The organism is Streptomyces sp. NPDC101160 (assembly GCF_044768205.1).
Taxonomy (GTDB): Bacteria; Actinomycetota; Actinomycetes; order Streptomycetales; family Streptomycetaceae; genus Streptomyces.
In genome coordinates, this window is the sequence record NZ_JBIWPJ010000002.1 from 496791 (window position 1) to 509753 (window position 12963).

The following is a 12963-nucleotide window of genomic DNA, read 5'->3' on the forward strand; positions in this document are numbered from 1 at the left end:
CGGGCGATCCGGACGTACGACGAGAAGCCGATGTGCGCCGACTGCAGAGAAGCGGGGGGCGGGGGCCGCCCCCCCCCCCCCCCGCCCGTTTCGTGGGTGAGAGTGCCGGGTCAGCCCTTCGCGGGGCGGACCTGGTCGGTGGCGCCGGCCCCCTTCATGGCGGCGATGGTGTCGAGCATGCCCTGGTGGAACTGCTCCCGGGTCATGCCCGTGCCGTACTGCTTGAACATCTCGATGCCCTGGCGGACGCTGGCCCGGTCACCGGCGTCGTTCCCGCCGACGAGGATGCTCGCGCCCGGGAACGACGCGTCGGCACCGCCCTCCAGGTAGTCCTTTTCGAAACCGGCTGCCGCGCCGACGAAGCCGTAGTGGACGTTCGACCAGACGTCGTAGAACGCCTCGTCCTCGCCGCCGGGTACCGTGAAGAAGTAGTCCGAAGAAGTCGACAGGCCCATCATCTTCTTCAGCTTCGGCTTGTGGTCCCACTCGGCACCGGCGCGGACCTCGGCCACCCAGATGCCGGAGGCGACCAGCCATCCGCCGGCACCGGCCACCGGGTTCGACTCGTCCTCGTGGAGACCGGTGTACATCTTCCCGAAGGCGCCGGACCGCAGGTTCCGCATGATCTCCTCGTACATGTAGTCCTCGGCGATCTTCCAGCGTGCCGCGCCGAGCAGACGCGAGGCGGCCCTCTCCTTGGCGGCGCGCTCGGCCTTGCGGGCCTGGTTGTAGGCCTTCTTGCTCGCCGACATGTGGCCCGAGTGGCCGAAGAGGGGCTGGCCCGGAGCCACGTTCCACTGGCCGGCCTCGTCGGCGGCGTCCTCCATGCGCAGCGCGTCGTCCATGCAGTACGACTGGGTGCAGTTGTTGGAGCCGTCGCCGATGACACCATCGGTGTCGCCGAAGTGTTCCGCGGTGGTCTTCACTCCCGCGCAGACTCCGTCATGACCGCCGCCCGGCGAACCGTGCAGGCACATCTTCCCGTCCGGGTCGGTGTTGGTGACCGGGTTGTTGTCCGCGTACGCGTAGCCGTTCCAGCTCTGCGGGTCGTTGCCGTCGAACAGCGGGTCGGTGCTGATGAAGCGGCCCGCGGTGGGCAGGTACTGGCGTGCCCCGAGGTTGGTCAGGGCCGTCGCCGTGTCCTTGGTGCCGCCGACGAAGCCCTTGTCGCCGGCCCACGCCGACGGCTGGGTGCCGCGGGCGTTGCCGAAGGGGTCGCTGGGGCGCCGGGTGGCGGCCAGCGTCGACAGGTCGATGCTGAGGCCGTTGGTGCCGTGGTGGTCGGCGACCTGGACGACGAACGCGCCCGCGGCGGTGCCCGCGCCCGTGCGGACGATGGTCATGCCGCCGGGGATCGGGTAGTAGCGGACGCCGGTCTGCGGCTGCGGCCTGGTGGCGGAGGTGGTGTCCACGGTCAGCTCGTCGGAGCCGAGGGTGATCGTGGTCTTGCCCGGGTTGCGGCGGACGAGCTGGTTGCCGTCCGCGTCGTAGACGTAGGTCGTCCTCGTGTCGGGGACGGTCCACTTCTGTCCGGCGGGCACCGTGGTGGCGCAGTCGCCGATGACGAGGTCGGTGCCGTCGGTGGTGACGTCGCCGGGGACGGCGAGGCAGCGGCCGGAGGCGGGGTTGTAGAAGGTGGTGTCGGTGCGCGCCGTCCAGGTCTGGGCGGTGGTGCCGTCACAGGGCTGGATCTGGACCGGCGAGCCGGCGGCGGTGCCCATGGCCTGCAGGCACTTGTTGCCGTTGGAGAGCCGGTCGCCGGCGGTGGCGAACTTCTGGCCCGCGCCGGTGTTGCAGGTGTAGATCTGCACCGGGTTGCCGTTGCTGGTGCTGCCGCCCTGCATGTCCATGCACTTGCCGCCGATGCCCTTGATCTGGGCGGCGGTGGTCAGCGAGGCGAGCTTGCCCTCGCTGTTCCAGTTCAGGCTGCTGGTGCCGGCCTTGCCGGCGCGGAAGGACGTGGTGTTGCCGACCGCGTCGTACTGGAAGTTGTCGGTGTTGGTGGTCGTCGCCGTCTTGGCGGTCGAGGTGAGCAGGGCGTGCGGGCCGCCCGTCCCGCCGCCCGTGGTGGGCGCGGTGGTCGGGGTGTTGACGGTGCCCGGAGCGTTGAACGTCTGGGTGGTCGTCACGTCCTTGGTGGTGTCACCGGCCGGGTCGTGGCTGACCTGCCTGGTGCGGTTGCCGGTCAGGTCGTAGCCGTAGTCCTGCCAGTACGGTGCCGGCCCGCCGATGTTCGCGGCCGTCGGCGCCGTGGTGGCGCAGCCGCCTTGGTCCTGGGTCTGTCCGGTCTCGGAGGCCGCCAGGCCGCCGTTGTCGGTCCAGGCCGTCGCGAGCCGGCCGAGCGCGTCGTAGGTGAAGCACTGGCGGTCGGTCTGGGACGGGGTGTTGTCGGCGATGCCGGTGATCGAGGTGACCTGGCCGGAGTCGTTGTAGGTGTAGCCGGTCTGCTGGACGGCGCCCGTGGTGGACGTCTGCTTGTCGACGAGCTGCTGCTTCACCCGGCCGGTGGCCTGGTCGAAGTCCGTGGTGGCGACGACCTGCGAGGCCCACGGGTTGACGGTCGAACGGACCGGACGTCCGAAGGCGTCGTACTCCGACTGCGTGTCGTACGTCGTCGCGCCCGCGTACTTGAACATCTGGCCGTAGTCGTTGTACGAGTACACGATGTCGTCGAGCGGGAGCCCGCCGACCGCCGGGAGCACCGTCTCCTTCGGGTTGCCGGTGATCTTGTCGTAGACGGTGCTGGTCGTGTACGTGAACGTGCCGGAGGCCAGTCCGGCGTCGGCGCCGGGGATGCTCACCGTGGATCCGGTGACGCGGTAGCCGTCGTCGTACCCCTTGATCGTGGTGGTGTAGGCCTGGCCGCCGGTGCCGCCGACATACCGCGTCGAGGAGGCGGGCTTGCCCTTGCCGGCCGTCGCGGTGTCGAAGGTCCACGCCGCGAGCTGCTTGTCGGTGGTGGTGGCGGTGCCGTCGAACATGCCGGCCTTCCGGCCGATCAGGTCGTAGGTGAAGGTGACCGTCTGGCCCTTGCCGTTGGTGGTGCTGCCGAGCCGTCCGGCGGCGTCCCACGTCTGCGTGGTCGTACCGGTGTCGGGGTCGGTCGCGGTGATCTGACGGCCGCGCTGGTCGTAGCCGTACGACCAGGTGTTGCCCGCCGCGTCCTTACGGGTGAGCGGGTTGCCGTCGACCGTGTACGTGTAGCGCGTGACCGTGGCGTCGGCCGGCAGGCCCGTGGCGGTGGGGGTGGTGTACTGCCACAGCTCCGTGGTGTGCCCGCGGCCGTCGGTGAGGGTCGTGGTCGGCGCCGAGCCCTTCGGCGGTACGACGTCGGTCCGGTCGACGCCCTTGTAGTCGGTCGTCGTACGGGACTGCTCCACGTTGTTCGACCAGGACGCGGTGACCACCGCGCGGCCCAGGCCGTCGTAGGTGGTGCGGGTCTGTGACGGGATGCTGCCCTCCGCCGAGGGCAGCAGCGTGCCGGTCGGGCCCGACGCGTCGTTGTACCAGGGCGCGTTGGACGTCCGCGTGCGGCCCTGCGAGTCGAGCAGTGTGTCGGAGACCAGCCGGCCGGTGTAGGCGGGGTTGGCGGGTGACGTCTGCGTCTGCCGGGTGCGGGCGAAGCCGTCGAGGATGTCGACGCTCTTGACGTAGACCGGCGTGTCGCCGTCCTTCGTCAGCTTGTTGGTGGTCGTCGTCGACGGGACGCCGGCCTGGTTGGAGACCCCGTACCCGAAGGTCATGTCGGCGTTCGGGTTGGCCGCGGGGGTGCGGCCGGGGAGCCAGACGGCGGTGAGCCGGCCGAGCGCGTCGTACGTCTCGGTGGTCGTCTTGAGGTTCTGGTCCTTGACGGTCAGCGGCAGGTTGCGCCGGACGTCCATCGTGGTGACGCTGTCCCAGGTGCTCGTCGAGCCGGGCACCGGGGAGGCGACCGTCAGCGTGGCCGGCAGCTCACCGGTCGCGGTGGGCGTGTAGGTCGTCGTGGTGACGGCGCCGTTCGGGTGCTGGTTGTCCTTGCTGTTCGGGTCCGTGACCGTCGCGGTCCGGCCGTAGGCGTCGTAGGTCGTGGTCGCGGTCGGCACGAAGAGGGGCGTGCCGTCCGTCTGGTACCGGTCCAGGATCTCCTGCTTCGTCGCGTCGCCGGTGGCGGCGGCCTGCCCGAACGGCAGGTTGTCGTAGGAGGTACGGGTCCGGGCGACGGTGTTGGCGGCCGCCGCGCCCGCGGTGCAGGCGTCCGTACCGGAGACGACGAGCTTCTCCTTCACCAGGCCGGTGACCTGCGGGTCGGGCCCGGCGGCGTAGTCGAGGCGCGAGCACATGTCCGGCAGGCCCTCGGCCTGCTCCAGGGTGGTGACGGCGCGGTTGTTGTGCGCGGAGTCGGTGGTCGTGGTGGTGACCGTGGAGCGCCAGGTGCCGTCGGCCTTCTTGCCCTGGGCGGTGACGGTGGTCGTGGTGGCGCCGTAGCGGGCGACGAGGTCCGGCAGACCGGAACGCGTCTGGGTGGCGGTGGCCACCTCGCCCGAGGCGCCGTTGACGCTGCGGCTGACGACGCTGCCGCCCGCCTGGTCGTACGTCTCGGTCTGGAGTGTCTGGCCGCTGAGCCAGTCCTGGTCGGTGACCGACCGGCCGAGGGCGTCGGTGAGCTGGACGCTGCGGGTGGAGCCGTCCTTGCGGACGTCACCGTTCATGCCCTGCCGGTAGGTGGTGCGCACCTGTGACTTGGGGCCGTCGCCGCCGCTGCCGGTGGTGGCGGTCACGGTGGCGAAGCCGCGGAACTCGCCCCAGGTACGGGACTTGGGGTCGGTGAACTCGCTGTCGTCCCGGTGCCAGCCGGCCGGTCCGTAGGCGTAGCCGGTGATCTTCTGCGGTGCGTCGGTCGTGGTGTCGTTCTCGGTGAGCGAGGCGACGGTGTAGTGGTTGAACCAGTCGAGCACGGGGTCCGAGCCGACGACCGAGCCGGGCGGGGTCCAGCGGACCGGGTAGCAGGCCATGGTGTTGTCGTCCTCGGCGGGCGGCATCACATGGTTGAGGCGGGAGCAGGCCGGCAGGTTGTAGTCGACGTTGAGGACGCCACCGGTCTCGTTCTTGATCTGCTGGATGCGCGGCCGGTCCATCAGCGGCGGCGCGGGGACGAGGTCGGTGCCGTCGACCCGGTTGGCGAGCATCACGGGGACGAACGTCACCGCGGGCAGCGCGATCTCCGGGCTGCCGGCCTTGCCGGTGCGCTGGACCGAGTCGAGCCACAGGGCCTTCTGGCTGGTGGCGTCCTTCGGGTCGGGGAAGGAGTGCTTCAGGACGTAGGAGTCCACGTCCTGCCAGGCGTTGTTCACCCGGACCTGGGTCAGCACGGTGGCCAGCCGGCGGGTGGTGAAGAACGTCGGCGAGAGGTTGGAGCAGGTGCCGGAGCTCTTGCACTCCTGGTCGACCGGGACGTCGGGCCAGTTGTTCTTGTTCGCCTCGGTGCGCTGTGAGGGGTCGCAGGCGGTCGTGTCGACGCAGCGCTCGGCGGTGCCGAGCGTCACCCGGACGGCGGGCTGGAGGCCGCCCTTGGCCGCGACCTGGTCGGACAGGCGCTGCCCGTACGCGACGGAGGCCAGGGTGTTGGCGCGGGTGTACGCGGTGAGCGTGCCGGCGCCCGGGTTCTGGCCGCCGCCGCGCGCGTAGTAGTTGGTCTCGGGGGCCCAGGTGTACGTCGTCAGGTTGCCGTGGACGTCGACGACGTAGTCCAGCTGGAGCCGCTGCCACATGGTGCACCAGGAGGCGTTGCCCTTGGCCGAGTCGTAGCACGGGTCGCCGGACTTGGGGGAGTACACCGGCACGGCGGAGACGGAGTTCGCCGCCGCGTCGCTCTTGTCGCCGCCGGGCAGGTGGTTGACGCCGAAGTAGTAGACGGTGCCGGCGGTGTCGGTGACCTTGGCGTAGGCCCCGTCCTGGACGCCGTTGGCGGCGCCCGAGCCGAACTCGATCTTCGTGCCGTCGTCGTTCTTCAGCCGCCACACACCGGTCGCCGCGTCGCTGCCGGCCGCGCCGGTGGCGACCCGGACGAGCTGTCCGGAGTGACCGCCGAGCGAGAGGCTCGCGTTGAAGCCGCCCCAGCACAGGTCACCGGAGTGGGTGATGCCCGCCTTGTCGCAGGGCTTGTAGGTGCGCTCGATGAAGCCGGGGTTGAGGTCCCAGCCGTCGCCGACCCAGGACGCCTGGGCGTTGGTGGCGGAGGTGCGGCCGTCCACGGAGGAGGAGTCGTAGCCGAGCGCGAGGGACGGCGGCTGGCCGCCGAGGCCCGGCGGCAGCTGGAACGGGTAGCTGTAGGTCAGCGCGCCCGAGGAGCCGCCGGCGGCCCAGGCCGAGGACGGGTTCAGACCGGACGCCTTGTAGTCGCCGCCACCGCCGGAGGAGCCGGTCTCGGCGGCGAGCAGCATCGGGGCGCTCGCGCCACCAGCCGACGCGAGGAGCGGCGACTGGGCCCCGCCGCCGGTGACCCGGGCGGGTGCGGGCGCCACGGCCGGCACCGCGAGGTCGGCCGTCAGCCGGCCGGTGGCCTTGTCGTAGTGGGCGGCCAGCGGGGTGCGGACCCGGCAGGACGCCAGCTCGGGAGTGGTCGCGGCACACGCGGGCAGCGCCACCAGGCGGCCGCGCGCGGCGAACTGGCCGCCGGTGGCGCGCTGGAGCTCGGCCAGGTCGAGGCCGACCCTGACCGGCACCGTGCCGTGCGCGTCCCGGCCGGTCGCGGCGTCGACCGCGGCGACCGAGAACAGCAGGCCGTGCACGCCGGCGGCGCGGGCCGCCCTGCTGTCGCTGCGTACGACGGTCACCGCGGGCAGCGGGGCCTTGGACGCCTTCGTCGCGGGGCCGACCCAGACGGGGAGCCGGCCGGCGCGGGCCGGGGCCGTCGTGGGCAGCGCGGTGCCGCTCAGCGCGGTGACGGCCGGCACGCCGGGAGCCGCCGTGGCGCGCTTCGGCACCGCGTACGGCGGGGCCACCGGGTGGCGCTTCTTCGCCGTGGTCCCGGATATCGAGGCGGTGTGCGGCAGCGGTGTCTTCGGCGGCTGCCAGATTCTGTCGAAGTCCGGCTTCGCCGGAGCGGCCTGGGCCGCCGGCACTGCCAGAAGGGACGCCGCAAGGGCCACGATCAGCGGAACGGTCGCCCGTCTCCGTGAAAGTCGCCCGGTTCGGCGCATGCCAAAGCGAGGCATCGCTCATCCCCCGTTGAAAGTCGAAAGTAGTGGTGGGCCGCCGGTCCGACTGAGCGACGGCACAATCGGACGGGAAGGTAGCAGTCGCCACAACCGCCCGTATCCCATGAGCAGTTGAAATTTGGACGTGTTCTAGATCACAGTGTGTGCAATTCGTGAAGGCTGGGCACAAGATGGACACGGGCCAGCGTGGCGAATTTTGATCGTTGACCATGTCCTGCCAAAGTGCCCCCGATCTCTGCGCGCCATGCGCCGGGACCACGCACATGCATGGGGGAGTACAGAGGCATGTCCACTGCACCAAGAGCCGGACTGAGACGGCCGGTCGCGGCCGCCGCAGTCCTGGCGATATCGGCCGCGATGCTGGCCGCCACGCCCTACACGGCGCTGGCCGCGCCGTCGCCCCATCCCGATCCGTCGGCCTCCCCGGCCGCTCCCGCCCCCTCCCGGGGGAGCGCCGGGCGCCCGAAGCCGACGGCGGCCCGCACTGCCGCGGAGAAGGCGAAGCTGAAGGCCGCCAAGACCGGCAAGGACGTCCAGGTCCCCGAACTCACCGACGAGTTCAGCACCACGGTCGTCACGCCCCAGGGCAAGCTGCGCACCGAGCGCAGCCTCGAAGCCCAGCGCATGAAGGGCGAGGACGGCGGCTGGGTCGCCCTCGACGACACCCTGGTCACCCGCGCCGACGGCACCGTGGCCCCGAAGGCCGCCGACTCCGGCCTCGTGATCTCCGGCGGCGGCACCGGCCCGCTGGCCACCATGACCACCGAGGACGGCCAACAGCTCGCCGTCTCCTCGCCGTTCCCCGGCGCGCTGCCCAAGCCGGTCCTCAGCGGCAACGGCGCCCTCTTCGAGAACGTGGCGCCCGACACCGACCTGAAGGTCACCGCCACCAAGTGGGGCGGCTACGGCACCGTCGTGATCCTGCGCAGCCCGACCGCCGCCGCCAACCCGGCGGTACGGAACATGGTGTTCCCCACGGAGACCAAGGGCCTCGACCTCGCCAAGGACAAGGACGGCAACCTCACCGCCGCCCACGGCCGTGACACCGTCTTCCGCTCGCCCGCGCCGATCATGTGGTCCGCGAAGGAGGCCCGGCACCCGGGCGTGCGCGGCAGCAAGAACGCCGACATGGACGCCGCCGCGCCTGTCGACAAGACCAACGGCGCCATCGACGGCCTGAGCAGCCCCGAAGGGCCCGGCGCCCGCGCCACCGTCGCCAAGATCCCCGTCACCAAGGCGAAGGTGACCGGCACGGCCGGCAAGGGCCACGGCGCCATCGCCCTGGCCCCCAGCATGGACCTGCTCGACGGCGCGGACACCAGCTACCCCGTCTACATCGACCCGGACTGGTCGCGCGACTCCCGCGGCAAGCAGCACCACGCCTGGGTCATGCAGGCCTGGCCCGGCACCAGCAACTTCGACCGCTCCGGCTCCAACGACCGGGACCACCCCGGATCGGGCTACCAGGGCTGGGAGTCCCCGTACGGCATCGAGCGCGCCCTGTTCGAGTTCGACATCAACGGGTACTACGGCTCGACCATCAACTACGCCAACCTGCGCGTCAACCAGTACATCTCCTCGGACTGGTCCTGCTCCACGACGTACCCCGTGAACGTCTACCGGGCAGGCGCGTTCGACGGATCGGTGTCCTGGAACAACCACGTGGTCGGGGACTGGCTGGACGGCAAGTGGGTGCCCGGCAACGGCACCAACTCCGCCTGCTACAACGACATCCCCGTCGACTTCAACGTCACCGGCGCCATGCGGGACGCGATCCGCGACACCAGCAAGCCGATCGCCTTCGCCCTGCGCGGCAACGAGGGCTCCGGCGACAAGATGGGCTTCAAGCGGTTCAACTACAACGCCACGCTCAGCACCGAGTACGACTTCCCGCCCAACACCCCGGACAACCTGCGCGCCAACCCGGTCCCGCGGCGCGTCGTCGCCGGTGACACCCAGGCCTGCGGCTCGGTGCCCAGCACCTCGTACGGCTGGGTCACCGACACCCACACCGACCTGATCTCCCGGGTCAGCAGCCCCAACCAGGGCCAGCTCACCGAGTGGATCGACCTCTGGGACGAGACCGCGAACGCGACCGCGCACCAGGGCTGGTCCGGCTTCGTGCCGAACTGGTCCGAGGCCACGTACTCCGTGCCGGTCGGCACCCTCCAGAACGGCCACAACTACGCCTGGGCCACCCACGGCGACGACGGCCTGCTGCGCGGTCCGTCCAGCACCACGTGCCACTTCGCCGTCGACATGACCCCGCCGGTGATGTCCTTCGGCCAGTTCACCGACCCCAACACCCAGTACCCGCCGGCCGGCAACGGCCAGATCACCAACCTGCGCCTCGGCGACACCGGCTCCATCCCGATCTCCGCGTCCGACCCGAGCCCCGGCGCCGGACTGCGCTCCTCGGGCCTGGCCTGCGTCCAGTGGAGCTTCGACCCGCAGCTCGCCGGCGCCCAGCAGACCTGCGGCGGCCCGCTCTCCGCGAGCAGCATCAGCGTCAAGCCCACCCACTGGGGCACCAACATCGTCTACGCACGGGTCCTCGACGAGGCCGGCAACGCCTCCCAGACCCTCTCGTACGCCTTCTACGTGCCGTGGAAGGACGGACCGGTCGCCTTCGGAGACACCACCGGTGACGCCCGGCCCGACATCCTGATCCCGGACAACAACGGCAACCTGGTCACCCACGGCCGCGCCACCGACGGCAGCACCGCGAGCTACGTGCCCAGCGGCACCGCCGCGACCGCCCTGCAGGCGCCCGAGGTGAGCTCCGGACGCACCTGGAAGGACTACCGGATCGCGCACCGCGGCTCCCTCGACCCGGGCCGCAACGTCGACGACCTCTTCGTCCACCGCGAGCCCGCCTCGGTCGGCGCGTCCGGCGGGTCCGACCTGTTCGTCTACGACAACACGCTGTCCAACCCGGGACGCTTCACCCTCGGCACCAAGCACACCGTCGACAAGCCGGACTGCGACCCCGCGTACGCGAGCTCCTGCACCGGTTACCGCAACGTCGGCACCTGGCAGTACTCCAGCCAGATCACCCCGACCGGCCCGGCGGGCACCTCGCGCACGCCGAGCCGCAAGGTCTCCGACGCCACTGGTCTGCTCGCCGTCGAGGCCGGCAACCTCTGGTTCTACCCGGTCAAGTCCAACCAGACGCTCGCCCCGCCGTCCCTCGTGTCCGGCACCGGCGACTGGGACGACAAGGACCTGATGATCCCGGGCAACACCCTGGACCTGTCCACCGCCACCACGGCCGACACCGCCCCGGCGCTGTGGGTGCGCAACCGCACCGGTGGCGACATCTTCCAGTACAAGCTCACCACCGGCACCCGCACCGACGACGTCCTGGGCGTCACGTACACCGTGTTCACCGGCGTCACGGCGCAGCCCACGGCCCGCATCGGCTACGGCATCACCGGCACCGGATACCCGCGCGTCGGCTCCGACGGCGACGTCACCGACGACGGCGTGCCGGACTTCTGGGCCCTGGACTCCGCCGGCACGCTGCACGCCTGGGCGGGCACGGTGAACGCCGGCGCGGTGAACGGCTTCACCGGCGAGCACCTGCGCGGCAACACCCAGGCGCCGACCGTGCAGTGGCGCCTGGAGGGCGACACCAAGTCCGTACCGGCAGGCAGTGACGGCACCTCGGCGGGTATCAGCTACGCCCAGGACACCGTCGACGGACGGACGGTCAACGTGGCCGTTCTCAGCGACACGCTGAAGTCGACCATCACGGCGCCGAACAAGATCGTCGACACCCGGCAGAGCTTCACCGTCAGCACCTGGGCGAAGCTCGACAAGCCGGACGGCGTGATCGTCAGCCAGGACATGCTCCACGGCAGCGCCTTCATGCTCTGGGCGGACGCCAACGGCTGGCGCTTCGCGCTGGCCCGCAGCGACGACGACGGCTGGTCGTACGACTACACCGCCACGGCCAACGCGGCCAACGCGTTCAAGGCCGGTGCCTGGACCCAGCTGACGGCGACGTACAACGCCACCACGGGCGCCATGAGCCTGTACGTCAACGGCCGGCTCGCCGCCAGCGCCTACCACCCGGCGAGCACCAGCCCGGCGCCGAGCGGCCAGCTCGTCATGGGCCGGTACAAGTACCAGAGTCAGCCGAGCTCCTGGCTGGCCGGCCGGATCAGCAACCTCGCCGTCTACCAGGGCTACATCCCGCAGGCCACCACGGCCGACAGCCCGATCCGCTTCGCCGCGTCCCCCGACATCTGCGTGGACGCGCCGAACAACAACAGTGGCAACGGCATGCACCCCCAGCTGTGGGGCTGCAACGGCTCCGACGCGCAGAAGCTCAGCCTCAACGCCAACGGCACGCTGACCCAGCAGGGCCACTGCGTCGCGGTCAGCGGCAACCAGACCGCGTCGCAGAGCGCCGTGATCTTCTGGCAGTGCCTGGGCGAGGGCGGCCAGCAGTGGCAGCCGCGCGCCGACGGCTCGATCTACAACCCGCAGTCGGGACGCTGCCTCGACGTGCCCTGGGCCAACCGCACCTGGGGCACCGTGTTCCAGCTGTTCGACTGCAACGGCACCCCGGCGCAGCAGTGGAGCGTTCCGGCGATCTTCACGCCCGCGCTGCCGGTCAATCCGTAGGGCCCCGCGAGGTCGCGCAATCGCCCGCCCGCCCCGTTTCCGGACGGGGCGGGCGGGCATTCGCGTGTCGGAGGGGCGTGACGTGCGTGTGCCTCGGCGGTTGGCGGTGATCGGGATGGCCCGACCGGTCTGGACCGGTGTGCTGAGCTTCGGTCTGTCCCGTTGACTGAACTAGCAAGGGTGTATTCGCAGGTCAGATGGGGTTTCTGCTAGCTTCCCGGCCATGCTTGAGACGGGTGGTTCCGCCCGGGATCTGGTCGGCTTCATGCTGCCGGAATCGGGTGGGTTGGTGGGGTCGGCGGACCCGGCGCGGCCGTACGTGCTGCTGGATGCGGCCGGGGCCGTGGTGGAGCCAGTGGAGCGGTTCTTTAATGAGCTCCAAGCCTGTGGACGGCCACCGGCAACGGTCCGGTCGTACGGGATGGACCTGCTGCGGTGGTGGCGGTTCCTGGCCGGCTGGGGGCTGGCGTGGGATCGGGTGACGCGAGTGGATGCCCGGGACTTCGCCCGGTGGATGCAGCTCGCGCCGAAGCCGGTCCGCGTCCACTGGCGCCGACGCTCCCAGGCAGCTTCCACGCCCCCTCCGGCACAGCCTCTGGTAGGCCTGCCGAATACGGTGACCGGCCGAGCCGCGCCGGGGCCGATGTACTCGGCCAGGACGCGGGTGCACAGCGAGGCGGTACTGAGGTCGTTCTACGCCTTCCACCTGGACGAGGGGACTGGCCCGATCATCAATCCGTTCCCCGACGGCCGGGGTCGCCGCCGTCCACCAGGCTCAGGGCGCTCCTTCCGGGTGCCGAGCGGTGGTCGCTACCGGCCGTCGGTGCCGACTCGGTTGCCGCGGCGGATTCCGGATCACCGGTTCAATGAGCTGTTTGCCGCTCTGAAGTACAACCGGGACCGGGCTCTGCTGGCGTTCTGGGTCTCCAACGGTGCCCGGGCGGAGGAGCTGTTGACGAGCCGGCAGCGGGATCCGCTGCCCGGCGATCAGCTGCTGGGGGTGGTCCGGAAGGGCACGCGGGCCTATCAGCAGCTTCCGTCGTCTCCGGACGCGTTCGTGTGGTTGAGGCTCTACCAGGAGGAGTCGTGGCGGGCCGGGACGCCACGGGATCCGGCGGCGCCGTTGTAGTGGACA

The 12963-nt window shown here is 70.9% G+C and carries 3 protein-coding genes; 2 read left to right on the forward strand and 1 reads right to left on the reverse strand.

The window, feature by feature from the left end; translation table 11 throughout:
• Window positions 1–110: 110 nt before the first annotated feature.
• On the reverse strand, window positions 111–7100 hold the full coding sequence (locus ACIRSU_RS07845; RefSeq protein ID WP_403789839.1) for a ricin-type beta-trefoil lectin domain protein: 6990 nt from the start codon (window positions 7098–7100) through the stop codon (window positions 111–113).
• 381 nt (window positions 7101–7481) lie between these two features.
• Here ACIRSU_RS07845 and ACIRSU_RS07850 point away from each other — a divergent pair, with 381 nt between their 5' ends.
• Both ACIRSU_RS07850 and ACIRSU_RS07855 read left to right on the forward strand, forming a co-directional pair.
• On the forward strand, window positions 7482–11828 hold the full coding sequence (locus tag ACIRSU_RS07850; RefSeq protein WP_403789840.1) for a ricin-type beta-trefoil lectin domain protein: 4347 nt from the start codon (window positions 7482–7484) through the stop codon (window positions 11826–11828).
• 223 nt (window positions 11829–12051) lie between these two features.
• Window positions 12052–12957, forward strand: coding sequence for a site-specific integrase (locus ACIRSU_RS07855; RefSeq protein WP_403789841.1), 906 nt, complete (start codon window positions 12052–12054; stop codon window positions 12955–12957).
• Window positions 12958–12963: the final 6 nt, after the last annotated feature.